Source organism: Neoluteolibacter marinus, assembly GCF_014904755.1.
Classification (GTDB): Bacteria; Verrucomicrobiota; Verrucomicrobiia; order Verrucomicrobiales; family Akkermansiaceae; genus Haloferula; species Haloferula marina.
Genome location: NZ_JACZFQ010000079.1, coordinates 17777 through 42289 on the forward strand (window position 1 = coordinate 17777; position 24513 = coordinate 42289).

Here is a 24513-nt window from a genome sequence, read left to right on the forward strand (position 1 = left end):
GCCGCGGGCCGCGGAACTTGGCGGAACGGCCTGAGCTTGAAAAGAAAAACCCCCGGGCTGCCCCCGGCGGCCGGCTGCCGGGAGGGTCGGAAGCAGGGGTTTTGGCCGGCGATCGATGCGGCACGCTGCTTGGCCTCGCCCTCCATTTCCGGAGCGCGAAGCCTCGGTCCCAGACGGTACCGTGGGCTTGCTCGCCCGGGTGGACAAGGTGGGGTGGAGGGTGGTTGAGTTGCGGGTGATTGATAACCAGCAAGTCGTTGTTCCCGGGTGCGTTGCCAGCCCTTCGCCGCCGGCCTAGTCGGCTTCCTCAACTTGGACGGGGAAGAAGAGCTCGGACGGCTCGCCGCTCAGGCCAATGCTGACGCGAGTGGTTCCGGGGACCGGCGTGTCGCGCTGGGGGGGCAGGGTCCGTCGGTGCCAGCGGGCTCGACGCCGGAGTCGTCATTGGCGGTGCTGTTGCCGCCGACGCCGCTGTCCCAGTTTTGCCACGACGTGACGGTGTCCCAGCTGGTCTGTTTGGTCTGCTCGCTTTCGAAGCTGCCATTGTGATGCGTGGCATCGATGAGGACTTCATCGGCGAGCAGCGCTGGAGCGCCGGAGGCGAGGAGGAAGACGGAAAGCGGATGACGATATGCAGCTTGCATGAGTGTCGTGGGTGGCGTCGTTGAGGCCGAGGGTGGCAACTCGAGAAGCCCTAGTTGAGCGGGCTGTAATCGACGCGCAGGCGGGTGAAGCACTGCGAACCCGTGTCCGGAATGTGGGCGGTTGTCCCGGAGCCGCCGTTGGCGAAGATGACCCCTTCGGTGAACCAATCCTGCAGGTTGGTGCTGTACTCGACGGTGTAGCTGCAGTCGTTGCGGGCCGCCTGGTAGGTCAACTGGAGTTCGCCGGCGTTGATGCTGGCTTGAGGGAGGTCGGCGGGGGTGGCATCCGCCACCGGGATGCCGAGCGCATAGAGCATGAGGTAGGCGGCACCCGTCGCGGGATGGGTTTGCTCCAGGTCCTGGTCATGGGCAAGTCCCTGCTCGAGCGACCAATCGGCGTGCGGGGTGTTCAGCGGGTTGATTACCTGAGTGAGGGAATCGTCGTAGGAGGCGCCGAAGCCGGTAGCCCCGCTGAAGTAGTAAAGGGTCAGGTCGGGGTGACTGCCCTCGAAATTGGCTCCGTCGCCGGGGTCCGGGGCATTGCCGTGGAACAGCACGGAGATGAGGTTTTCACAATCGAAGAAACATTCGCCGTGGAACTCGATGAGTGAGGCGGGGAGTTCGACGTGGCGAAGCGAGGAGGTTTCCTCAAAGGCGGTCGAGGAGATGGTCTCAAGCCCCGCCGGCAGGCTGAGGGTCTCGAAGCCGCATTCGCCAAAGGCAGAGCTACCGATGATCTTCAGGCCGCTTCCGAACCGGATGGAGCGCAGATTGTAGCATTGGGTGAAGGCCTGGGAGCCGATCTGGGTGAGGTCGTCGGGGAGTGAAACGGATTCCAGGAGGTCCATGTGCCCGAAGCATTCTTCGGGGATGTTGGTGGTGCCGGGGATGAGCAGCGATTTGATGGAATCGCAGTTTCTGAATGAGAAAGATCCGAAGGTGACGGTGTCTGAGCTGAAGGTGGGATTCCCCAGCGAGAGGCAGCCGTCAAAGGCGTAGTCGCCGAAGCTGGTGACCGCATCGAGGTTGATGGTGGTGAGTTGCGTGCAACCGGCGAAGGCGAAGGCGCCGAGCTCGGTGAGGCTGGCAGGCAGGGTGAGCTGAGGCAGGGCCGGGCAGTTCCGACATGCGCTGTCGGGCAGGGCAGTGAGGTTGCCCGGCAGCTGGATGCCGGTCAGCGCGGGGTTGCTTCTGAAACATCCTTCGCCGAGGGAAGTCACCGTGCCGGTAAAGGTGATGGCTTCCAGCATGTTGCAGTTGGCGAGTGCGTCGGCTCCCACGCTGCTGATGGCGTGTCCGGCGGCGAAGTTGGTGACGAAGTTGCGGTTGTTGAAGGCATTGTCAGCGATGGACGTGATGGCCGGTGAGAGGACGTAGTCACCGGCGAAGGCGGGGCTGACGAACAGCAGGGTGGAAAGTGAGGTATCGGTGACCTCCAGTCCGCTGGCACTCATCGTTGTGTGGCCGGGGGCGGTGGCGATCTGGAGCAATGAGCTGCAGCCGATTAGCTCGGCTCCGTCCAGGCTCAGCAAGCCGCTGCCGATGGTCAGAGAGGGCAGGAGGGCGCAGTTCTGCAACGCTCCGGAGACAATGGAGGTGACGCTGTCCGGAATGACGTAGGCCGTGTCGCGGCCGCGGGGAAGGTCGATCAGCTGGCTGAGGGCGGCATCGTAGAGCACATGATCGACAACCTGATAGGTGGAGCTTCCGGCCGCCAGGTTGAGGGTGGTCAGGCCCGGAAGACTCTGCAGAGCGGTGGAAACATTGGTGAGCGAGGCGGGCAGGTTGAGGGTGGCGAGTGCGCTGCATCCATCAAAGGCCACGGGCTCAAGGGTAGTGGTGCCCTCCTCGAAGGTGACGCTGGTCAGGCCAGTGCAATCCTCGAAGCAATGGAAGGGAATGGTTTTGACGGATCCCGGGATGGTAATGCTTTGCAGGCTTTCGCAGGTGTCAAAGGCGTAGCGTTCGAGGGTCTTGATCCCGTTGTGCAGGTGGACCGTTTGCAGGTCGTGGCAATAGAGAAAGACGTAGGAGGTGACCTTCGTGACCTTTGGAGGGAAGGTGAAACTCGTCAGTGCGGTGCAGTTTCGGAAGGCGTGCCTGTCAATGGTTGTGACACTGTCGGGGAGGACGATTTGTTCGAGGGCGGTGCAACTTTGGAAGCCGTAGGATCCGATGCTTGTCACACCATCCGGGATGGTGATCCTGATGATCTGATTGCACAGGAAGAACGAGTCCTTTGCCAGAACTGTGACAGGCAAGCCCTCGATGGTGGCCGGGACGGAAACGTCGCCACTCACGGAGACATTGCAGTCGGTGATGGTGATGCTGCTGCCGTTGCTGGTGTAGCTCAGGTCGCTCAGCGCGATCTCGGTCTGGGCGTGGACGATTCCGTGAAGGCAAAGAAGCAGGGCGGGCAGGGTGAATTTCTTCATGGGGAGCTTGAGCGGAAGCGCCGGACCCGCGGGAATGCCGGCGACCCGACGACGTGGAGCAGCTTGCATCGACGGAAGCTTGGAGAATGTTGGGGTTCTCATGATGGCGCTGGTTTGTTGGGCGTTGATCCTTCCTCTCAGTCGGTCGGCTGTGGACGGACGGAGAAGAAGCGGGCGGTGGCGCTTTTCGGGAGAATGAAGGTGTTGCGGAGATATCCGTCGGCCTCCATGGAGGCGCTCACGGAGACGGGCGCGTCGTCGCCGGTGAGTTCATCGACCCGCGACCAGTTTTCGAGGTCGGTCGAGGTGATTGGCAGCGAATAGACGGGCTCGAAGGGGAACGGGCTGCGGTAGCTGAAGACGATGTAGCCTTCCGTTTCGCTGGGCGTAAGCGTCGGCAGCAGGCTGCGGTCGATGTCAGAGTCGTTCGGATCCCCGAGGCCGAAGAGGTGATAGAAGATGTTTTCGACACCATTTTGCGACCAGTCCTCCTCATCGTCACTGCCGTCTTCGGCGAGACCGTAGGTCGCGCGGAAAGTGGCGAGCGCGTCGCCGGCAACAACGACGAACGTGAGCGAATGGCTGCTGATCTGGGTTTCCCAAGCGAGACCGGGGTCGAGCGCGGGGAGGTCGAAGACAAGGCCGTTGTCGATGACGCTGCTGCCGGTGAGCACGGTGAAGCTGTCATCGAGGGCGGGCGTGAAGCCGTCGAGCAGATCGACCTCGATGGTGCCCGCGAGGTCGGCGGTGCCGTCGATGTAGAGCGTGTCGAAGCCGGTGCCGGGAGTGGTGCCGCCGATGCCGAAACGCAGGGTGGCGGCGAGTTCCTGGGTGTAGTTGCCATCGATCGTTCCAGCGGCGGCCGTGTCGGCGAGGTGGAGGATGCCGGAGGTGTTGGTGAAGCTGTTGTTGATGGTCACGACATCCAGCGTGGCACCGCCGAGCAGGTTGAAAGTGGTGGACGGAATGAAGTAGAGAACACCGCCGATCTTGAATGTGGCGGCCTGGTCGAGGGTGACGGTGTTGCTGCCGGTCAAGGAGACATCGCCGGTGGCGGAGACGGAGCTGTCCGCGCCGGTGAAGTTCAGGCCGTGCGTGCCGGTGAGGCTGATCGCACCGGCGAAGCTGGCGTCCGCGCCATCGGCGACCGTGAAGGTGGCCGTCGATCCGGTGCCGGAGTTGGTCAAGCCACCGGCGAAGGTGGCCTGCGATCCGCTTCCTGTCACCGTGAACGTGCCGCCGCCATCGCTGCTGTAGAGGTTGAAATCGGATGCGTGGGTGTAGTGGATCGAGGCTCCGCCCTGCACGGTGATGGTGCCGCCGTCGTCCAGTGATTGTGACGAACCCGAAACGGTGAGGGACGTGTCCGTGCCATCGAGAGTCAGGGTGTTCGGATTGGTGAAGTTGATCCAGCCGACCGTTCCTGTGGTTCCATTCTGAAGCGTCGCGTTGCCAGCGATGAGGGATAGTGTTTCCGCATAGAGGGACGCGTCGTCCATGAGCAGGCTCGCGCCGTATTTGATGCTCACGCTGCCGCCGGACCCGAGATTCGAGCCGGACAGCACCTGGGCGGTCACCGTTCCCCCGTAGGTTTGGCCGAGGATGATGTTGCCGCCGCTGTTTCCGCCGAAGTCCGCGCCGTCGCTCACGAGCAGAGTGAGATCGCCGCCCAGGCCGAGCTGCAAGGAGTGTGCGCCGAAGTCGAAGCCGGAGCCTGCGCCGCTGACGGTCATGTTGACGGTGCTGGTATTGCCCGCGATCTTCAGGATTTGGCCGCCGAGGGTGTGGCCGAGGGTCAGGCTTGAACCGCTGAGGATGTCGAGATCGACTCCGCCGACCGAGCCGAAGGTGTCGACCGTGCCGCTGTAGGTGTGGGTCCAATGGCTGGCACCGGAGAGGGTGATGGTGACATCCTCCTGGCCGAAGACCTGGAGGCGCCCCGCGCTGGCGAGGTTGCTGCCCCCCGAAAGCAGGAGCTGGTCATCGTCGCCATTGCCGATGACGAGCCGGGAGGAAACGTTGAGCTGGCTGGCGTTGCTCAGTTGCAGGTCGCCGTGGCTGCTGGTGTCGCCCACCCAAAGGTTGGTGATGTCTTGAGTGGAGCCGTCATTCAGCAGGACCGTGCCGGCTGCTCCAAGATTCACCGTGGCCAGGTGATTGGGCTGTGCCGCCACGTCCCAGTTTGCGGCGGTGGTCCAGAGGTTGTCACCGGTGGTGTTCACCCATGTGAAGTCCTCGTTCAAATCGGTCACCGTGATGCTGAACTGCGCGGTCTGGGCGCCGTCGCTGCCGGTGGCCATGATGACGACGTTGTAGATGTTGTTGGTTCCTTCGAGAGGGGTCTCGAAATCGGGAGCATCGTGGAAGCTCAGCTGACCGGTGGTTTCGTCGATGGTGAAAGCCTGGCCTTCCTCTGCATTGACGATGGACCAGGTGATGGCCCGGCCGAAGGGCTCGGTGGCGGTGACGGTGCCGATGAAGGTGCTGCCTTCCTCGACCGAGGTGTTGGAGATCGCCATGTTGGTCGGCGCATCGGTCATCGGGTTGATGACAACGGGGAAGGTCTGTGGCAGCGACTCGTTCACCGACGCTCCGTCATCCTGGAGAACGATGGTCACGTTGGCGGTGCCGTAGGCGTCGTCGGCCGGTGTGAAGGTCAGGTCACCGTTGAGATCGACGGCCGGAAGGACGCTGAAGAGGGCGTCGTTGTCCGTGGTGAGGACGAAGCCGGTCAGGGTCTGGCCGTCGTCGTTGGCGGACATTTCTTCGGCGAAAGCCCTCTCGGTATGCGGACCGCAATCCTCGTCCACGATGACCTCGTCCGAGTCCAAGCCGAAGGTCGGGCGGAAGAACGAGATGTTCTCATAGGCACCCATGTCGATGGCGGTGTACAGTACCCGCGCGTTGTTGATGAGGTCGGTGGAGCTCGTGCTGAGTGCATCGCTGCCGGCATCGAGGGCCGGAGACGTGGCGTTGAACGTGAAGTCTCCCTCGAGGGTCGGTGCGGTGGATGAATCCGGCAGCGAGATGAAGAACGGATCGGCATCGAGGTTGTTGCCGCCATCGGTATCCATTTCGAAGCTGTCCCACGCCGAGCTGCCGCCGCAGCCCTCGACCAGGCAGGACGTCCACGTCGCGGTGGCCGAAGCGCCTGTTTTGATCGCGGGGTCGCTGGAGTTCCCCCAGACCACCGTGTTGTTGATGGCAACCGTGCCGCCGTAGAGTTTGTAGATCGATCCGCCCTCGTCGGCCGCTTTGTTCGCTGCCAGCGTACAGTTGGTCAGGTAGAACGAGGTGCCGCCGCTCCATGAGTGGATCGCGCCCCCGTCATTCGCCGCGTAGTTGCCGCTCAGCAGGCAATCGCGCATGCGGATGGTGCGGGAGCCGCTGCCGCCCTTGACCGCGTAGGCGCCACCGTTGCTGTTGGAGCGGTTTCCGGAAAGGACGCAACGGTCGAGCGTCATCGTGGTGCCACCGGCGCCGTTGCGGATCGCTCCGGCGTGCGCGGATGCGTAGTTCTGGAGGAACTTGCAATCCGTAAAGATATGGTTGCCCCCTTGACAATCGAAGGCACCGCCGTCGCCTGTTTTCTTGTTTCCGCGCACCACGCAATCGGCGATGGTCGGCACGCTTCCGCTGTTGGTCAGGACACCTCCGCCCGCCCCACCGCAGATGACCAGGCCGCTCAGGGTGGCGGTGATGTTGCTGTTGATCGTGATCAGCGGCACCGAGGTGTTGCCGCCTGCAGGACCCTGGTCGGTGTAGTTGAGCGTCACCCCGTCGTCATCGAGCGTGTCGTCGCCGTCGATGTCGCCGCTGATGACGGTGACATGGGTTTCGGGATCGGCTTCGGCGAGGGTCGCTTCGCCGCCACCGAATCCACCGTGGAGCGACAGGTTCGTGGAGATCGTGAACCCGGTGGTGGCACTGGATTCGGAGGGCTTGTACACCCCCTCCGCGATCCAGATTTCATCGCCGGACGAGGCGTAGGCCATCGCGTCCCGCAGTTCGGTGAAGGCGTTCGTCCACGAGCGGCCGGTGCCGGTGCCGGTGGCCGTCGCGCTCACGTAGATCCGCGTCAGCCCGAAGGTCACCGTGAAGGTCTGGCTCGCGGTTTGACCGATTTCGTCCGTCGCGGTGATCGTGACGGTGAAGCTGCCGTCGCCGAAAGCGGTGTTCGCGAGGGAAACCGTGAGATTGTTTTCGGAGTCGGTTTCCACCAGCAGGTTGGGGGACGAGGAAGCGACGTCGTAGGTCAGATTGGTGCCGCCGAAGTAGTCGTCGAGATCGAGCGTGCCGGTGGCGCTGCCGGCGGCCGGATCGAGCGAGATGTCGGCGATCGTGCCGATGGCGACGGGTTCATCCAATTCGTAGCATCCGGCGTCGATGTAGACCGTGCCGTTGTAGTTGCCGTCGACGACGCGGGTGTTTCCGGCCAGATCGCTTTCCTCCTCGCTGGCGGTGCCGGAGTAGACGCCGGTGGCGTCGATGGTGACGGAGACGCTGCCATGGTCCACGGCATTGCCATTGGCGACGCAGGTGAAATCGCCGGCGGTCGTGGGCGCGGCGGATGCGGCAGGCACATTCTCCAGATCGGGGTTGGTTCCCCCGCTGGTGGTCGAGGGGTTGATGGAGTAGGTCCAGTAGATCGTGCTCGAGGCGGAGTCCCAGATGTAGTAGAACGCGTTGCCGTGGGATTCGTTGTCGGAGACGGCATTGCGATAGACGATGGTGTTCCGCATGTAGACTTTCGACGAGCCGAACACCCAGAAGGCGCCGCCGGGAAGTTTGCTGTTGTTGGAGCAGATCGTGCAGTTGGTGATGGTGATGGTGGAGCCGTTGCCGACCCCGAAGGCACCGCCATTGGCACCGCTTCCGGCCGCATCGTTGCCGGTGATGAGGCAGTTGGTGAACACCGCGTTGCCGCCGCCGTTGAAGCTGATCGCGCCGGCGTCGGCCTGGCTGGTGTTGGCCTGGAAGATGCAGCGGCGGACCAGGTGCGTGCTGCCGGTGAGGTAGAGCGCGCCGCCGTTGCCGAGCGCGTCGTTGGACTGGAAGGTGCAGTCAACCAGGGTGACCGCCTTGTTGCCGGAAAGGGCTCCGCCATCGGTGCCGGCTTCGTTTCCGGAGAAAGTGCAGCTTTCGAAGGTGGTGCTGGTCCCTCCGTTGTACACCGCGCCACCTTGATCCTCGGCGTCGTTGCCCATGAATCGGCAGTTCGACACGATGCCTCCGACGCAACCGGAGTCGATCGTCATGCCCGGTCCGTCATCATTGCTACCCAACGGGCCGCTGGATGTTTGGCCAGCCGTGATCGTGAAGCCGTCCAGCAGGAAACTGTCGCTTGAAGAGGAAGCATAGACCACGCGCGTGCTGTTGCTGCCGGAAAGCTCACTCGATTTGTCGGTGATATTGTCGGAACGATTGGCGTCGTTCCTGTCCAGGTCGCCGGAGAGAATCGAGAGGTTCGTGTCCGGATCGCGCTCGTCGAGCGATGTTTCGCTACCGGAGAATCCGCCATAGATCGAAACGCTGGCGGGAAGGGTGAACGACGTCAGCCGTTGGGTCGGACTCGGGCTGGAGGAGGTTATTGTGGGGTAATACACCCCGTCCGCCACCCAGATCTCCTGGCCGGAACTGGCGGCTGAAATCGCATCGTAGAGTTTGTCGTAGGCGGTCGACCATGAGTTGCCGTTCTTGGTTCCAGAGGTGTGGGAAGCATCGACGTAGATGACATTCGCCTTCACGGTGACCGTGATCCGGACGGTGTCGCTGCCGCCGAGGTCGTTGGTGGCGGTGACATCGACGTGGGCGGTGCCGGTGGTCCCCGCCTCGGTGATGATCACGTTTCCGGATCCGTCGATGGTTGCTGTGGCGATGGAGGTGGCATCCGAACTGATCGAGTAGGTCGTTTCGTGCGCGCTATTGAAGCGGTCATAGACATTGAACGGCTGGATCGAGCCGAAGCCGACCACCTTGGTGTAGCTCAGGTCGGATCCGCCGTCCGGCACCTCGGAGGCAAAGTCACCACCCGTCAGGACCAGCGAGTAGGTCTGGTTCGCGGTGAGCGAGCCGGCGTAATCGACGGTGATCGTGTAGGTGCCCGGAACCGGTGCGGATAGATAGACCTGCTCGACGTTGTCCGAGTCGTTCACGCCGGTGGTGGCGTTGTCGTTGAGCTTCGAATCCGACCAGTTTCCCTTCCACGGCATGACGTACGGATAGTGGGTGCCGTCGGGTCCGGTGAGCTTCAGGTTCAGGTCGTGGATGAGGCAGGAAGTGCGGCTGTTGTGGGCGTTGTTCGCCGTCCCCTCGGGGTCCGTCCACGCGAGGGTGACGCGGATTTCCCCGCTGCCGTCATAGTCGAAGGTGAAGGTGTCGCTGCTGTCCGTGGTGCTGAGTCTGCCATCGAGGAAACGCGCCTTGGTCGTGTCGGAGGCTGTGTCCTTGATCAGGTCCGCGGCGGTCCTCACGTTGATGAGGCCCCAGCCGTAGCGGTAGTCGGGCCCGGCATTGCCGAGATCGTCGGCGGTGTGGATGAGCAGCGCCTTGAGCATCGACGCGCGCATCGACTGGCCGGAGAATTTCTTGTCGAAATAGTCCACTAACAGCGCCGCCGAGCCCGCGGCGCTCGGGCAGGCCATGCTGGTGCCGTTCTCGGTGCTGGTCGCGCTGTCACTGGCGCTGGAGAGAGAGGTGACGCTCACTCCGTTGGCAACGAGATCGGGCTTGATGCGGCCATCGTCGGTGGGGCCGTAGGAGCTGAAGGTGGACATTGTCGCGGCGGCGGTGCTGCGCGAGCCGCCGGAAACCGCATCGTTCACGGCGCCGATGGCGATGACGTTTTTCGCCGAGGCCTGCGTTGACATCGTCCCGAACCCGGTGACCGATCCGTCCACCATCCAGTCCTCGTTGTCCTTCGGATGGGTCGCGGGGTCGTAGGTATACGGAGTGCTGCCGTTGTGATACCAGGTCGCGCCGGTCGCGGGGGTGCTGTAGCCGCGGTCGTTGCCGGCGGCGAAGAAGATTGCGAGATACGGGCGGTCGGCGGCGGTGATGTCGATCGACCGGGCGTCGGACGAATAGCGGCCGTAGTTGTCCACCTGATCGTTGGCGGAATTTCCGTCGTCGGAAAACGTGCCGTACCACGAATAGCTGCCGGTGGTCGAGCTGTACACCCAGCCCGAGCTGGCGGCCCAGGAATTGTTGGCGAGGTAGATCTTGGTGGTGCTGCCTTCGCCCGTCGCGGCGGCGGATTTCGACTCGCTGGCGTAGTCGCTGGTGCTCGACACCGCATAGGCACTGATCGTTGCGGCGGGCGCCATGCCTTTCACGGAGGAGCCGGAGGTCCCGTCACCGATCAGGGTGCCGGCGACGTGGGTGGCGTGATAGGACGTGGAAGCCGTCTCGGCCAGCGTGACGCGGCCGGTGAGGTCGTCATGCGTATCGCGCGGCACGCCACCCACTTCCCACAGTCCGATGATCACGCCGTCGCCGTCCACGCTGTAGGGCGAGGTCGAGCGGATCTGGGAGGCCGCGCTGGAAATGGCGGCGTTCGCGTTGAGATCCCTGAGATACACCGGCCGGTCGCCCTCAAAATGGGAGAGACGCGAGCCGTCCGCCGTGACGAGAGGAATCTCCCGCAGCCCGGCCATTTCCGTGGTCAGTTCCTGCTCTTCATCGGCGAGTTTCTTGAGGGCCTGGAGGATTTCCGTCTCCTCCGGTGTCTTGTTGAGAAGATCCCGGAATTCCTCGCGCCGGAGGCGGATGGCGGCGAGGCGGGTCTCGATTCGCACCTCCGGCTCGTTTCTGTCGGCGACCTTGGTGGAACCGGGTGTCGGGGAGATCCGCGAGGCAGCGCCGTGAGTTTGAGTTGGCTCTGGGTCCAACGCGGTGCGAGGGGCCTGCTCTCCCGGACGCTGCGATTGCAAGGCGAGCCAAAGCGAAACGGCGAGGAGGGAAAACAGGAGCAGGCCGGCGGCCAAGCGGAACCGGGAGTACGAACGTTTCATGGGATCAAGGGTGGAGCGAGAGGAGGGCAAGCGATTCCCCGGGATGAACAAGAGAGGGCCCCGGCGGGGACGATGAGGGAGATCGTTCATCAGCGCCGGATCGAGAACGCCGGTTGCGGCCTAACGATTCCCGGCCGCCTCGATGGCGATGGCCGCGTTCGCGTCGAGATCGAGGATGTAAACCGGCTGCTCGCTTTCGACGTGGGAGAAGTGTGAACCGTCGATGGTGGCGAGGGGGCTGCCTTCCAGCTGGGCCTTCTCACGGGTGAGCCGCAGTTCATCCTGCGTGAGTTTTGCGAGACCGGCGGCAATGGCCGGGTCACCGGGCTGGTCGCGGATTTTCCCGCGCAGCTCGACGAGGGAGCGGCGGACCGTGGCAAGATCGCCGGCGACTTGGTCGACCCGATCCGCACGGCCGGACGAGGCGGTGACTCCCGAGCCGTCGAGGGCCGGCGCCGGGGTCGAGTCGGGGGAAAAGGCGGGAGGCTGCTCCAACTCCAGGGCCAGGGGGGCAGAGGACGGACGCAGTAGGTGGAAGGTTCCGCAGGAGATTGCGGCCGCAACGGCGGTCCAGAGGAACATGCGGGAGAGGTGGATGGTGTTCATGGGGCGATGGGTGGCAGTGCGGGGAAATTAGCGAATTGAACCTGAACCAAAGATGAACGGATAATTAACCTGTTTGAATTGCCGGCGGCAGGGCGGCTTCAGGTTGCTTTGATCTGGCGCAAGTCATTGGTGGATAGGGGGGTCTCGCCCGAATTCTTCGCCTCGCGTTCATCCGGATTTCATCTGCCTGTGGTCACCTGGCAGCCGATGAAGATGATCCTGCCGGCTCTGCGTGAAGCTCGGACCCCCTTGTTCCGACCGATCCACCGCAACCCGATCGAAGGTTGTCCCTGTCACCGCCGGAGCTTCGCATCGAAGAAGAAGATCCGCCGGGGCGGCCTTGCCTGCACCGGTTGCGACGCTATGAAAGAGGAATCTTCCCGCCCATGATCCCACCTTTCCTGGTTTCGCGGCTCGAGGCCTTCCTGCGGGAACAGCTTGTGGGCGGGACGGGTGCGCCGACCGTCGACTTCAGCAAGCCGGAGGGCGAACCGGCGCTGGCCGCGGCGGACTCGGTTTCCTGGCGGGTTTTCCGGAATCCGGTCGCACTCTATCTCGGGGGGATCGCGGCCGTGCTGATGGAGCTGGCCGAGCCGAGGGTGCGATCGGGGGTTTGGGACCACACCACGTTCCGCAGCGATCCCTTGCGGCGCATGCGGAGGACCGGCATGGCGGCGATGGTCACGGTCTATGGCGCGCGGAGCGTGGCCGGGAGAATGATCGAGGGGGTCGGGAAGATGCACTCGAGAATCGAAGGCGTGACCCCGGGCGGAATCCGCTACCGGGCGGACGATCCGGTCTTGCTACGGTGGGTTCATGCCACGGCGTTGTTTGGTTTCATGGAAGCGTATCACCGCCACGTCCGGCCCTTGCCGCCGGAGGAGCGGGACCGGTTCGTCGCGGAGGGGGTGCCTGCCGCCCGCCTGTATGGGGCGATCGACCCGCCGGCGTCGGAGGCGGCGATGAGGGCCCTGTTCGAAGACATGCAACCTGGCCTTGAACGTTCGGAGATTGTTTTCGAGTTCCTGGAGATCATCGGGAACTTGTCGCTGTTCCCGCCGTGCCTCCGGCCGCTGAACCGGATGATGGTGCGGGCTGCCGTCCAGCTGTTGCCGGCCGCGGTCAAGGACACGCTTGGTCTCGGCCGATGGAAGGGCCCGTCGGCCGGTAGCCGGGCGGCATTGCGAGTCATGGGGTCCGGCATCGAGCACCTGAGGCTGGATTCGCACCCTGCGGCGCAGGCCTGCTGCAGGCTCGGGCTTCCCGCGGACTATCTGTGCCGGCGCGAGTTGTGATTTGTCATCTCCGCCGGAGTCGACACCCGGAAATCGCCTGCCTAGGCTCCGCGCATGCGATCGCTTCGAGACGTTTCCTCCGTCCTTCTCCTGTGCTCCATCGTTCTGGGTGCGGGTGCTTGCAAAAAGAAGGGCAATGCCTCCGCCCTCAGGTCCGAGAACATGGTGGCGAGTGAAACGGCGGTGGCCGGCTTCACCCATCCGAATTACCGCTTCAAGGTCGAGGGCCTCGATGACCGCTGGAAGATCATGGTGGGCGAAGAAGCGGGCAATGTGCTGCCGGATGCCTCCTTGGTCGCGATGAGGATCGGCGGGATCTATGGCGGGATCGTCGTGGAACCGCTGGGGGACGTTGATCCTTCCAACTACATCAAGCTGCTGGTTTCGAACATGACGGCATCCCTGGTCGATCCCGAGTTCTCCGAAACCGAGACGCTTGAGTACAAGGGCAAGGACGCCCGGGTGGTGGAGATCGACGTGAAGGTGAACGGCATTCCTTTCCACTACAGGCTGCTAGCCTTCGTCCATCAGGGCTTCGGCTACCAGGTCCTGACCTGGGAGACCACGGCCAAGAGCGGAGGCGGCCACGGCAAGGAGTTCTTTGATGCCGTGGAGATCGTCGAAGGGGAGATCACGGCGCCGCCAGTGGTGGCGCTGGCGGACTCCAACGGGATCGGGCGCAGGGTGCACCAAGGGCGCTTCGAGAGCCCGGTATTCCGCCTCGCGGTCAGACCGGCCGAAGGTTGGAAGCTGATGAGCGAGACCGAGCTCCTGCAGCAAACCGACGGGGCGGAAATGGGGCTGAAGCATGACGGCCTGGGGGCCTATGTCGCCATTGCTCCCGAACATGCCGCCGGAAGCCGCCGGGAGGCGCTCGAGGCGGCGATGCTTGAAGACGTCACCGCGTCTGTCGGGGACGGGGGCGAGGTGTTGGAGCCCGGCCGCTTCGAGGTCTGTGGGCGCGAGGTCGAGTTCCAGCGGTTTGTCGTCGACGCGGGCTTGCCGCTGCGGATGTACCAGGGGCTGTTCTTTGAAGGCGAGATTTCCTACAAGGTGACCGCGTGGCATTTCGAGCAGCGCTCCGGCGAGCTGGCCCCTGCCATCCAGGAAGGGCTTGGCGGGGTGAGCCTGTTGACCGCGGAGGAGGCCGCGGCGATCGGCACGGATCTGGCGAAGGTGCCCGACCATCAGTCCGCGGTTGGTCCGGAGTTCTCCCTGCGCGGGGGCGTCTACCGGGACTTCGAGTCCGGCGTGGTGTGGAGGAAACCCGACGGATTCTGGCGGATCACCAGCGGGGACCAGGCGACCCTGAACAACTCGGTGATCAGCTTCCAGGCCGAGGAGCTGTCCCATGGTCTCTACCTGCAGTTGGTCAGCGAGTCCGCCGAGGATTGGAGCGAGGAAGACTACCATGTCGCGGTGTTGTCGAACTTCGCGCCCGAAGAAGGATTCGGGGAGCCGGTTTCATTCGACCCCGTGGACGTGGACGGCAAGCCGGCGCTGGTTTCGAAAGTCAGCCAGGACATCCAGGGCATGACGATGGAGCGCTTCGTGGTGACAACGGTGAGGGGCGGCTTCGGGCACCAGATGCAGTTCTGGTCCTGGGGGGATGGCGTCAAGGGGACGCCCGAACTCATCGGCAAGTGCGTCGCCGGCTTCACATTTCCCGGCGAGACGCTGGTGAAAACCGAGAAGAGTTCGAACACCTATCACGATCACCGGGTCGGCTACCGCATCAGCCTGCCAGGGATCGGTTGGCGGATCCGCGAGGACATGGATCCGACCATCGCCCCGATTGGCAGTTCCGTGTCGTGCACGAGGGGAAGGGAGTCGGTGATGCTGATGGGCTTGAACATCAACGACAGCCGGCAGGCGCAGGCGACCATGCGGGCGATCATCGAGAACATGCTGAAGATCAACTACGACCGTGCCTCAAATTCCGGATCGACGGAATCGAGCACCGTCATCAAGGGGGCCACGGCCAAGGTCATGAGTTTTGAGATCGGTGACCGTCACGGGCGGGCGATCACGTTCTCCCATCAGGGTGTGATCTACCTGATGATCGTCGATGCCGGGCAGCCGGCAGCGGCCGAGAAGCTGTCCAAGGCGGTCATTGGCGGCTTTGACTTCCTGCCATGAAGGCAGCGGAACTACGCCGGCCGTATGCGGCCCTGACGGTGGCATTTGCAGCCGCGCTGCTGGGCCTGCTGGTGTTCGTCGCCCTTTCGTCGAAGCCGGAGCGCGGGTTGAGGCTGTCGTCCGGCCAGCCGGGCGGGGTGTATTTGCCGCTTGCGAAGTCGATCGCCTCGGTGGTGGGGGAGGGCGAGGAGAAGGTGGTCGTCGAGGTGCTGGAAAGCGATGGCAGCGCGGCCAACGCGGAACGCTTGAGGTCAGGGGAGGCGGACCTGGCGCTGATCCAGAACGACACCTTGGCCAACGACGCCTTGCGGACCCTGGTTCCCCTCCACCTCGGGTCCCTCCACTTCATCGTGAACGAAAACTCCGGGATCAAGCGCTTCGGCGAGATCGAGGGCAAGCGGGTGGGAGTCGGTCTGCCCTCCAGCGGCAGCCACCGGTTGGTGGAGGAGTTGATGCGCCACTTCGAGGTCGACCGATCACGCACCCGGATCATGCCGATGCGGATCGAGAAGGGCTGCGAGAAACTGGCGGCGGGCGAGATCGATGCCTTGCTGATGGTTCTCAGCCTGAAGTCGGAAGCCGTCGAGCGGCTGGTCGAGGGCGGCGGGGTGCGGCTGGTCGGGATCGGGGAAGGCGTCGGGCCGGGGAGTGAAATCGAGGGTTTCCGCCTGAGTTATCCGTATGTCGAACCTTATCTGATCCCGGTCCATGCCTACGCGATGCCGCACCATGGTTCTCCCGGGGTGCCCGCGGTGCCCGTGCCGACGGTCGCGGTGAGAACCGTGCTCGCGGCTCGCCGCGATCTTCCGGATCCCGCTGCCCGGAAGATCACGCGCAAGATCATGGAGAACCGGAGCCAGCTGACGGTGGCGCACCATGAGGTGTCGATGTTGGGGGCGAGTCAGGACCCCGGCCTGTTGCAGTTCCCGCTGCACGACGGGGCGGCGCAGTATTTCAACCGCAACGAGCCGGGATTTCTGGTCCGGTATGCCGAGGTGATCGGGCTGATGGTGTCGCTGTTGATCGCGGCCTACGGCTTGTTCCAGGCGGGGCGGAAGTGGCTGACGCAGCGGCAGAAGGACCGGATCGACGCCTACTACCTGGAGCTGAACCGCCTGCTCGACCGGATGCTGGCGCCGCAGTCGGAGGAGGATTTGATCGAGATCCAGAAGCGCCTGCAGTCGATCCGCTCCACGGCGCTGCACCTGCTGGCGAAGGAGCGCTTGCAGCCGGACGAGTCGTTCCGGATTTTTCAGACCGTGCTGGCCGAGGCGGGATTCCAAGTTCGTCACAAGCTACAGGAGCTCCGGAAAGACTAAGGCTCTCCGTGCGAAGTGCGGTGCATCACCGCGGCTTCTTCAGCAGCTCGCCCAGCGTTTTCAGGTAGCCGTCCAAACCGCCTTTCAGCTCCCCAAGGTCGTCGGAAAGTTTCTTTCCTTCGGCGTCCAGCAGCAGGACGGTGGGGTAGCCCCCGTTGAGGTAGGCCTTCTTCAGGGCGGCGTTCTGCTTCTTGATCTCCGCTGGCTGCTCCTTTTTGCGGGGGAAGTCGGCTTCCATCAGGATCAGGTGCTCCGCGGCGAAATCCTTGAACTCTTTCTTCGAGAAGACGTCCTTCTCAATCTTGATGCACCAGGTGCACCAGTCGGACCCGGTGAGGTTGATCAGGATCGGCTTGTTCTCCGTCTTCGACTTCGCCTTGGCGGCTTCCCAGTCGGTCATCCATCCGTCACCGCCGGCAAGGGCGAGGGAAGCAGTGGCAACGAGAACGGCAAGTGAGCGGAACAAGGTCTTCATAAACGCTTGGGACGCGGCAAGGGCCGCCAATATTCCAAAGAAAACCCCGCCGCGGCGCGAACTCCGGGCGGGGTCGGGCTGCCATGAACAGCGCTCCTGTGAAATCGGTCAGTCGAGCTCCTTCTTTTCGAGCGCCTCGTCCAGGTGGGCGAGGAATTCGTCGGTCTTCGGAAACTGCGAGGCGAAAAAGCGGTCGAACTCCTTGCCGTCCGGATTGAAGAGGATGACGGTCGGGAAGCCTTCGATCTTGTACTTCTCCGCATAGGGATCGTTCTTCTTCTTCAGCTCCTTGTCGCCCTTCGGGAAGTCGAGCTCGACCAGGATGAACTTCTCGCTGGCACCATCGATGAACTCTTTCTTCGAGAACACGTTCTTGCGCATGGCGATGCAGGGCGGGCACCAGTCGGAACCGGTGAATTCGACCAGCACGGGCTTCTTCTCCTTCTTGGCCTGGACGAAAGCCTTCTCCAGATCGGTCGACCAGCCTTCCAGTTCCTTCGAAAAGGCGGAGCTGACCATGGCGGCGGTCCCGAGGGTGAAGGCGGCGAGGTAGGTGATTGCTTTCATCTTCGTCTATAGGCGTAGCACCGGCGCGAAATATTTCAAAATTCTTGGACGTCGCCGGCGGCTCGGCTAGGCCGTGGCATGTCGTCCAATCTACCGGTGCTCATTGTCGCCACCCGCAATTCACACAAGTCCAGCGAGATCCGGGAAATGATCGGGGACCGCTACCGGGTCATGGATGTGAACGACTTCCCGGCGATGCCGGAAGTTGACGAAACCGGCACCAGCTTCCTTGAGAATGCGACGCTGAAGGCAGTAGCGATCAGCCGCGAGGTTGCGGGCATTGTCCTGTCCGACGATTCGGGGCTGGAGGTGGATGCCTTGGGCGGGGCACCCGGTGTGTGGTCGAGCAGCTACGGCGGGGAGGAGGGCAATCATGCCAGGAACAACGCCCGCCTGATGGCGGAAATGGCGGGCAGCGAGGACCGGTCGGCGCGTTTCCGCTGCACGATGGTGCTGGCCCGCGGCGGCGAGGTGCTGGCCGATTTCAGCGGATCGGTGGAGGGGCGGATCCTCGAGGACGCCCACGGCGCGGGAGGCTTCGGATATGATCCGCTGTTTGCGCCCGAGGGCCACGAGCGGAGTTTCGCTGAATTGGGTGCGGAGGTGAAGAATGCCCTCAGCCACCGCGGCCGGGCGCTGGAGAAAGTCGCGGCGTGGCTGGAGCGGGAGGCGTGACGGAATCTCGCCGACTCCGGCACCTTGGCCGGGAACGGATCCGGTGGGGAAAATTGGCCGCATTTTCGCATTCAGAAAGCTTTTGAAAAAAATCAACTGATCCATAAGATCGGGATCGTGAAACGATTTCTCTGGATCCTGCCGGTCATGGCCTGCATCGCGACGAGCGCTTGCTCGAGCCAAGTGAAGGCAAGGCAACCGGTTTCTTATCGCTTTGAAAGTGGACGCACCGCCCTGCTGCGCAACGGCATTGCCTATGCGCCGAAGAAGGCGCCGCTGGCGGTGAAGCGGGCGATTGCGGCGGGCAACCGCTTGCAAGGCAAACCCTACAAATGGGGCGGTGGCCACGCCCGTCACAACGACACGGGATACGACTGCTCCGGCACGGTGTCCTATGTATTGCGGGAAGCGGGCTTGATGCAGGGGTCGATGCCCAGCAGCGGTTTCTTCAGCTATGGCAAGAAGGGGGAGGGCGATTGGATCACGGTCTATGTCCGGAACGGACATGTCTTCATGACGGTTGCCGGACTGAGACTTGATACGGGTGGATCCGGTGGACGATCCGGTCCCCGCTGGAAGCCGCAGAGCCGCCCGGGCGCCGGTCATGTGATGCGCCATCCCTCCGGACTCTGAGCCGCGGCGGCTTGACGACGATTTGGCGCCATGCCGGCGCACGATTTATACGCTTGTCGTCGCGCGCCCGACCGTGTAGCGGGGGAAATGTCCGGCGCAAATTACCGGGCACGCTTCTTACGGTCTCTACGCCATCGGCTGATGAAGTGGTTTTGACAATTGGCGTTGCGACTACAGACAATGGACATCTACGTGGGCAACCTGCCCTTCAGCGCCACCGAAGAAGAAGTGGCTGAACTCTTCGCGGCCTACGGTCCGGTGGAGAAAGTGAAAATCGTCACGGACCGGGAAACCGGTCGCCCGCGTGGGTTTTGCTTCGTGACGCTGGCCGACGTTTCGAAGGTCAAGGAAGCGGCAGGAGCGCTTGACGGCCAGGAAATGGGCGGTCGTCCGCTTCGCGTCAACCCGGCCGAGCCGCGCGAAAGCCGCCCGGGTGGCTTCGGTGGTGGTGGTGGTCGCGGTGGTGAGCGTCGCGGTGGCGGCGGTGGTGGCTACGGTGGTGGCTACGGTGGAGATCGTGGTGACCGCGGCGGCGATCGTCGCGGCGGCTACGGTGGTGATCGCCGTGGTGGTGGTGGCTACGGCGGTGACCGCCGTGGCGGTGGCGATCGTCGTGGCGGCAAGGGCGGCTACGGTGGCGGCGGCGACTGGGATTGATCCCCTGTCTTTGCAGAATCGAATTTCAAGAACCCTGTCCCGGATTCCGGGGCAGGGTTTTGTGTGTCCCGTGGATCGCAGGTTGCATGATCTCGCTTGAGCTTGCGGCCACGCCGGGAATACCGAATGCTTCGCCCAATCCATGGCTCCTGCTTCCGTCAACGTCGCCCGCTTGATCTATCTCCTGGTCTGCGAGGCGGCCGGAGCCACCATCGCCCTCAGCACCCAGGGCACGGCGGCCGAGGTCTCGATGGGTGCCGGATTGGTGGGTGGGCTGGTGATCGGGGGATTCTTCATTTGGATCGAATCGCTGATCAAGGGGTTCAGCTTGCGGGGGTTTTCGACCGCGACCTTCGGGCTCCTGGTTGGAATGTTTTGCGCCTGGCTGATCACCCGGATCGACATTTCCAATCTCGTCTCACTTGCGGTGCGGGACAAACTGGCCTCCCGCGACTCCGCCGACGTCGTCGATGGCGAAGCGCTGGTGACCACGATCAGTTTCACGATCCAGATGATCCTCTACGCCAGCTTGGGGTTCATCGGGGCGGTGCTCGCCTTGAGGAGCAGCCGGGACGACTTCGCGTTCATTCTCCCCTATGTCCGCTTTCGCCAGGACAGCAGCACGGGCCAGCCCGTCGTGTTGGACGGGGACACCGTGATGGACGGCAGGGTTCCGGCGGTGGTGCGGGCCGGCTTCCTGCGCGGTCGCCTGGTCGTGCCGCGCTTCGTGCTGGATGAAATCCAGGTGCTCGCCAACTCGCCGACCCCGGCCAAGCGCCAGCGGGCGGAGCGGGGGCTTGCTTGCCTGGAAGAGATGCGGGGCGCGAAAGACCTGCAGATCAGCATCGAGGACTCGTCCGACGTCAGCGGGGATGAAACGATCACCGGAAGGCTGGTCCAGATGGCGCAGCTGCTCGGCGCGCGGCTGATGAGCACCGACGAGAATCTCTGCAAGGTGGCGAAACTGCGCGGCGTGGACGTGCTGAATTTCGATGAATTGTTAGATGCCCTGCGGCCGACGGTCAGGGTGGGGGAGAGGGTCAGGCTCGCGCTGGTGCGCGGGGGAAAGGACGAGCACCAGGGCGTCGGCTATCTACCGGACGGGACCATGATCGTGGTGAACCATGCGGTTTCGAAGATCGGGACGTCCCAGGATGTGGTGGTCATCAGCACCCTGCAGACGAGCGGGGGGCTGATGGTGTTCGCGGAATTGGCGGGGGCTTAGAAGGATCGCTTCTAACGACTGCGGGTCTGCCAGTCCCGCATGGCTGCACCCAAGCGGGTGAGGGTGGAACTTGCGGGGCAGATTGGCCCGTCGGTCAGTGCGCGTTCCCCGGCGCGGCCGCAAAGCCACGCGGCGAGCGAACCGGCGTCCACGGTCGAAAGACCCTGCGCGAGCAGGGCCCCGGCGACTCCGGCCAGGACGTCGCCCTGACCACCGGACGCCATGCCGGCGTGACCGGTGGGATTGAAGCGGGTGGTGAACCCGTTGGCGCCGACCAGGCTGCGCGCGCCTTTGAGAAGAAGGGTGCAGGGATGGCGGGTCACGAACGCGGAAACCGCGGCAACGCGGCGATCCGGCTCAAGGTCCGGCGCCAGCCGGCGGAACTCCCCGGGGTGGGGGGTGATCAGATGGTGCGGACCTAGCAGGTCATGTCGCCCTTTGGTCGCAATCAGGTTCAACGCGTCGGCGTCGAGAACGGCGGGAAGGTTGCAGCTGGCGAGCTTCTCAAGCAGTGACCTGCGCCAGTGCTCCCCGCAGTTGCCGGTGCCCGGACCGATGACCAAGGCATCGTGCGATGCATCAGAGGCGTCCGAAACGGGATCATCGGAAGGGCGGACCATGACCTCCGGTGGCATCGGGGCGGCGAGCGAGGACAAGAATCCGGGTTCCACGTGGAGGGTCACCAGGCCGGCGCCGGCTTTCACCGCCGCCGTGGCTGCCAGAACCGCCGCGCCGGTCATTCCGGGCGAGCCGGCCAGGAGCCCGACCCGTCCGGCATTGCCCTTGTGAAACTCGTGGGGCCGCGGTGGCAGCAACGGCGGCGAGGTATCGGGGCAAAAGAACTCGAGGTCCCCGGGGGCGGGAACGGGCAGGTCATGAAGCGGGACCAGCACGATCCGCCCGGAGCGGAGGACGCCCGCGGGGGTGGCGAGGCCGCGTTTCGGGACGCCGACGGTCAAGGTGAGGTCCGCGGTCGGGCCGTCGCCATCCCCGGTGTCGGGGTCCATGCCCGATGGCAGATCCATTGCGGCGACGGTCGCGCCGTGGTGGCTCCAGAGCGTCGCCATTTCCTCGGCCAGCCGGGCGAGCGGATCGCGGAGCGGTCCCCGTGCTCCGATCCCCAGCAGTCCGTCGAGCAAGAGCAAGGGGGCACCCGAGGCGGGAACCGGTGCGTTGGGTTCGATCGCCAGCTCATCCAGCTTGCGCGCGGGGAGTTCTCCCAATTCCGATGCCGGGAACGCGCTCCTGACCGAGATGCTCCAACCGGCGAGCCGGAGGTGGCGGAGCGCCACCAGTGCATCTCCCCCGTTGTTGCCCTTGCCGATATAGGCCACCGCGTGGCCCGGTTTTGGAAACTGACATGCCAGCCGGCCGGCGATGCCTTTCCCGGCCAGATCCATCAGCCGTTCGGCGGCAACCCCTCGTTGGAAAGCCGCTTCTTCAAGCGACCGCATGACTGCGGCTGAAACAAAGGACATGGCGGCACGCTAACAGGCCGTGGGGGAACCCGGCAAGCCGCCTGCATGCGGGGCCTCAACCAGCCCGGCGATAGCGCACGATGCCGTCGGCAATCCCTTCCGCGAGCGCTTGGCGGAACCAGGCGGACTTCATCCGCGCCCGCTCGTCGGCATTGCTGACAAAGCCGCACTCGACGAGAATGGCCGGGCAGGTATTGTTGCGGATCACGTAGAAGCGGGCGAACTTGACGCCGCGGTTGACCACCCGGACTTTCGACATCATGCCGGCATGGACGTTGGAGGCGAGGGAGCGGCTTTGTCCGGTGCAGAAGAAGGTCTCGAGGCCGGAAACCTGCTGCTTCCAAGTGTAGTTGTAGTGCACGCTGACAAAGATCGCGTCCGAGTAGCGCTTGGTGATGCGAACGCGCTCCGGAAGGGAAATGAAGTAGTCGCTGCGGCGGGTCATCACCGTGCGGAAGCCGCGCTTCTTGAGCTCCGTTTCCAAGCGGGTGGCCGTGTCGAGTGCGAGATGCTTTTCGTAGACGAGGCCCCATTGGCCTCCCTTGTCATGGCCGCCATGGCCGGGGTCGATGACGACCGTGCGGAATCCGCGTGCCTGGAGGGCAGCGCTGGAGAGAAGGAGGGCAAAGAGGGGGAGGAACAGACGAAAAAGCTTTCTCATGAAGCAATGGTGGTTAAATTAACCAAATATTACGGGATGTTTAGATATTGGGGTAGTCGATGTAAAGTCCAAATCGGATTTGCAGCGGGATTTGGGTCTCACTGGAAGATGAAAGCGGGCCGGTCGGATGCCTTGCGAACCCGGCCGCGCGCTTCGGCTTCGGCTCTCGGGTCGTAGGCGATGCCATTGACCACCTGGACGACGCCTTGTGGCGTGGTGATCAGTTGCGGGTCGGGGCCGGCGCCGCGCTTGTGGAGTTCCCTGCCCAGCAGCGAGCCGTCCGGGCCAACCCGGGTGTGGGCCCAGACGGTGGGGCCCACCAGGTAGAGGACGTGCATGATCTGGTTCTTGTCGAGGGTCACCGACGGCTTGCGGAACATCAGGACCTCGCCCAGCGAATGGGTCTGGAGCGGAGTGCCGGTTCGCAGGTCGACGACCTGCGAGTAGAGCGTGTTCTTCTGGCCGCCGGTGAAGTTCAGCACGCGGTACTCGCGGCTTTGGCCCGCCTTGCCGGGGACGCCGACTTTCTGGGTCCAGTAGGGCAGGGCATTGTTGACGTTGAAGAGCAGGCGGTTGGAGATGAATCCGTCGGTGGTCTGGCCGGGAAGGCGGACGACCCCGTAGACCGAGTAATTCCCCATCGACTGCAGCGGATAGAGGCTGGAGAGATCGATGGTGCGGGTCATCGTCTGGCCCAGGGGAATCTTCACCGCTCCGAAGGCCGGGCGGCCGAGGGGAGTCATCGGCACCCCGCGGCTGGAGGTCACCGTGAAATCGATCCATCCGGCGCGGTCGTTGCCCTGGAAGACCAGGTCCTGGCCGGAGTGATTGGTGATGCTGACCGAAACCGAGATCTGTTCCCCGGCGACGAAGGTCTTGCGGGCCATCTGGAGGGCCACGTCGATCTGGGCCGAGGCCTTGGCCGCGAGCAGGAAGAGGACGCCGAGTGATAGGAAGAGTCGTGCTCCGGTCATTGGACGGGAAGCCCTAGCGCACGCTTTCCGGCCCGTCAATCCAACGGACCGGAAGTTCCTTCTAACGTCTGCTACGGTTTACACGTAGCTGAGGGCCGCGGCGGTGGCGGACACCTTGGACTCGTTGTCGAGGAGTTCCTGGATCGGATCCCAGCGTCCGGAGACCAGCGCATCGCGGGCGGACTCGGGGATGTTCAGGGCGAAGTCGTGGCCGGCGGACGAGCGGACGCGCTTGGCAGCGAGGTCGATGGTGATCTCAACCGCGGGGTCGGCTTCCACCGCCTCGCGCAGTTGCGCGATTTCCGCGGCGGTGAGCGTAACGCAGGGCATCGCGAGGGTAGTCGAGTTGCCGAAGAAGATCTCGGCGAAGGACTCGGCGATGACGGCCTGGAAGCCGTACTTCGACAGCGACTGCGGGGCGTGCTCGCGGGACGATCCGCAACCGAAGTTCACGCCGGCAAGCAGGATCGAGGCTTCCTTGAAGCGGGGGTCGTTGAGCGGGTGTTCGGTCTTCTCGCCGGTTTCCGGATTGAAGCGGACGTCATAGAAGGCGAACTCGCCGAGACCGTCGAAGGTGACGCATTTCATGAACCGGGCCGGGATGATCCGGTCGGTGTCGATGTCGGCGCCCGGGACGAAGACGCCGGTGCCGGAGACGGAGGTGACTTTTGCAAGTGCCATGGTCGCGGATGAAAAGGTTGGAACGGGAAGTCGGTGG

General features: G+C 63.8%; 17 protein-coding genes. 7 read left to right on the plus strand and 10 right to left on the minus strand.

What is annotated here, in order from left to right:
- Positions 1-347 precede the first annotated feature (347 nt).
- The 4 genes from IG178_RS15335 to IG178_RS15350 all read right to left on the minus strand — a co-directional run bounded on the left by IG178_RS15335 (position 348) and on the right by IG178_RS15350 (position 11697).
- A complete protein-coding gene (locus IG178_RS15335) occupies positions 348-644 on the minus strand; it encodes a hypothetical protein (RefSeq protein ID WP_193213446.1) in 297 nt (98 codons plus the stop codon).
- Between the two features lie 50 nt (positions 645-694).
- The gene (locus tag IG178_RS15340) at positions 695-3079 is read right to left on the minus strand and encodes a leucine-rich repeat domain-containing protein (RefSeq protein ID WP_193213447.1); all 2385 of its coding nucleotides are present in this window, start codon (positions 3077-3079) and stop codon (positions 695-697) included.
- A 137-nt stretch (positions 3080-3216) separates the two neighbouring features.
- On the minus strand, positions 3217-11091 hold the full coding sequence (locus tag IG178_RS15345) for a S8 family serine peptidase (protein WP_193213448.1): 7875 nt from the start codon (positions 11089-11091) through the stop codon (positions 3217-3219).
- Positions 11092-11211: 120 nt separating this feature from the next.
- A complete protein-coding gene (locus tag IG178_RS15350; RefSeq protein WP_193213449.1) occupies positions 11212-11697 on the minus strand; it encodes a hypothetical protein in 486 nt (161 codons plus the stop codon).
- A gap of 386 nt (positions 11698-12083) precedes the next feature.
- Here IG178_RS15350 and IG178_RS15355 point away from each other — a divergent pair, with 386 nt between their 5' ends.
- Genes IG178_RS15355 through IG178_RS15365 form a run of 3 tightly spaced genes read left to right on the plus strand, consistent with a single transcriptional unit; the run spans position 12084 to position 16450 of the window.
- Entirely contained in the window at positions 12084-12992 is a 909-nt protein-coding gene (locus IG178_RS15355; protein WP_193213450.1) for an oxygenase MpaB family protein, read from the plus strand.
- Between the two features lie 54 nt (positions 12993-13046).
- A complete protein-coding gene (locus IG178_RS15360; protein ID WP_193213451.1) occupies positions 13047-15131 on the plus strand; it encodes a hypothetical protein in 2085 nt (694 codons plus the stop codon).
- A complete protein-coding gene (locus IG178_RS15365; RefSeq protein ID WP_193213452.1) occupies positions 15128-16450 on the plus strand; it encodes a TAXI family TRAP transporter solute-binding subunit in 1323 nt (440 codons plus the stop codon). The genes IG178_RS15360 and IG178_RS15365 overlap by 4 nt, the downstream gene beginning before the upstream one ends.
- A gap of 25 nt (positions 16451-16475) precedes the next feature.
- Here IG178_RS15365 and IG178_RS15370 read toward each other — a convergent pair whose 3' ends face one another.
- Complete coding sequence (locus tag IG178_RS15370; RefSeq protein WP_226895482.1) at positions 16476-16916, minus strand: thioredoxin family protein; 441 nt, start codon at positions 16914-16916, stop codon at positions 16476-16478.
- 117 nt (positions 16917-17033) lie between these two features.
- Complete coding sequence (locus tag IG178_RS15375) at positions 17034-17492, minus strand: thioredoxin family protein (RefSeq protein WP_193213454.1); 459 nt, start codon at positions 17490-17492, stop codon at positions 17034-17036.
- A gap of 78 nt (positions 17493-17570) precedes the next feature.
- Here IG178_RS15375 and rdgB point away from each other — a divergent pair, with 78 nt between their 5' ends.
- The 4 genes from rdgB to IG178_RS15395 all read left to right on the plus strand — a co-directional run bounded on the left by rdgB (position 17571) and on the right by IG178_RS15395 (position 20682).
- Positions 17571-18167 carry an RdgB/HAM1 family non-canonical purine NTP pyrophosphatase gene (gene rdgB / locus IG178_RS15380; RefSeq protein WP_193213455.1) on the plus strand — a complete coding sequence of 199 codons (597 nt, stop codon included), beginning with the start codon at positions 17571-17573 and terminating at the stop codon, positions 18165-18167.
- Between the two features lie 24 nt (positions 18168-18191).
- Positions 18192-18800 (plus strand): NlpC/P60 family protein, encoded by a 609-nt coding sequence (locus IG178_RS15385; protein ID WP_226895483.1) that lies wholly within the window; start codon positions 18192-18194, stop codon positions 18798-18800.
- Positions 18801-18980: 180 nt separating this feature from the next.
- Positions 18981-19457 (plus strand): RNA recognition motif domain-containing protein, encoded by a 477-nt coding sequence (locus tag IG178_RS15390; RefSeq protein WP_193213456.1) that lies wholly within the window; start codon positions 18981-18983, stop codon positions 19455-19457.
- A 142-nt stretch (positions 19458-19599) separates the two neighbouring features.
- The gene (locus IG178_RS15395; protein WP_193213457.1) at positions 19600-20682 is read left to right on the plus strand and encodes a PIN/TRAM domain-containing protein; all 1083 of its coding nucleotides are present in this window, start codon (positions 19600-19602) and stop codon (positions 20680-20682) included.
- An 11-nt stretch (positions 20683-20693) separates the two neighbouring features.
- On the opposite strand, the gene IG178_RS15400 is transcribed toward IG178_RS15395, so the two are convergent.
- From IG178_RS15400 to leuD, 4 genes are all read right to left on the minus strand, one after another.
- Positions 20694-22160, minus strand: coding sequence for an NAD(P)H-hydrate dehydratase (locus IG178_RS15400; protein WP_193213458.1), 1467 nt, complete (start codon positions 22158-22160; stop codon positions 20694-20696).
- Between the two features lie 55 nt (positions 22161-22215).
- Positions 22216-22821 (minus strand): N-acetylmuramoyl-L-alanine amidase family protein, encoded by a 606-nt coding sequence (locus IG178_RS15405; protein WP_193213459.1) that lies wholly within the window; start codon positions 22819-22821, stop codon positions 22216-22218.
- A gap of 98 nt (positions 22822-22919) precedes the next feature.
- Positions 22920-23795 (minus strand): hypothetical protein, encoded by an 876-nt coding sequence (locus IG178_RS15410; RefSeq protein WP_193213460.1) that lies wholly within the window; start codon positions 23793-23795, stop codon positions 22920-22922.
- A gap of 78 nt (positions 23796-23873) precedes the next feature.
- Positions 23874-24476: a 3-isopropylmalate dehydratase small subunit gene (leuD, locus tag IG178_RS15415; RefSeq protein ID WP_193213461.1), complete on the minus strand. Its 603-nt coding sequence runs from the start codon at positions 24474-24476 to the stop codon at positions 23874-23876.
- Positions 24477-24513 lie beyond the last annotated feature (37 nt).

Bases quoted from the DNA above. Each gene is read 5' to 3' on its own strand.
- IG178_RS15335 (WP_193213446.1), bottom strand. From the start codon at position 644: ATGCAAGCTGCATATCGTCATCCGCTTTCCGTCTTCCTCCTCGCCTCC.
- IG178_RS15340 (WP_193213447.1), bottom strand. From the start codon at position 3,079: ATGAAGAAATTCACCCTGCCCGCCCTGCTTCTTTGCCTTCACGGAATC.
- IG178_RS15345 (WP_193213448.1), bottom strand. From the start codon at position 11,091: ATGAAACGTTCGTACTCCCGGTTCCGCTTGGCCGCCGGCCTGCTCCTG.
- IG178_RS15350 (WP_193213449.1), bottom strand. From the start codon at position 11,697: ATGAACACCATCCACCTCTCCCGCATGTTCCTCTGGACCGCCGTTGCG.
- IG178_RS15355 (WP_193213450.1), top strand. From the start codon at position 12,084: ATGATCCCACCTTTCCTGGTTTCGCGGCTCGAGGCCTTCCTGCGGGAA.
- IG178_RS15360 (WP_193213451.1), top strand. From the start codon at position 13,047: ATGCGATCGCTTCGAGACGTTTCCTCCGTCCTTCTCCTGTGCTCCATC.
- IG178_RS15365 (WP_193213452.1), top strand. From the start codon at position 15,128: ATGAAGGCAGCGGAACTACGCCGGCCGTATGCGGCCCTGACGGTGGCA.
- IG178_RS15375 (WP_193213454.1), bottom strand. From the start codon at position 17,492: ATGAAAGCAATCACCTACCTCGCCGCCTTCACCCTCGGGACCGCCGCC.
- rdgB (WP_193213455.1), top strand. From the start codon at position 17,571: ATGTCGTCCAATCTACCGGTGCTCATTGTCGCCACCCGCAATTCACAC.
- IG178_RS15390 (WP_193213456.1), top strand. From the start codon at position 18,981: ATGGACATCTACGTGGGCAACCTGCCCTTCAGCGCCACCGAAGAAGAA.
- IG178_RS15395 (WP_193213457.1), top strand. From the start codon at position 19,600: ATGGCTCCTGCTTCCGTCAACGTCGCCCGCTTGATCTATCTCCTGGTC.
- IG178_RS15400 (WP_193213458.1), bottom strand. From the start codon at position 22,160: ATGTCCTTTGTTTCAGCCGCAGTCATGCGGTCGCTTGAAGAAGCGGCT.
- IG178_RS15405 (WP_193213459.1), bottom strand. From the start codon at position 22,821: ATGAGAAAGCTTTTTCGTCTGTTCCTCCCCCTCTTTGCCCTCCTTCTC.
- IG178_RS15410 (WP_193213460.1), bottom strand. From the start codon at position 23,795: ATGACCGGAGCACGACTCTTCCTATCACTCGGCGTCCTCTTCCTGCTC.
- leuD (WP_193213461.1), bottom strand. From the start codon at position 24,476: ATGGCACTTGCAAAAGTCACCTCCGTCTCCGGCACCGGCGTCTTCGTC.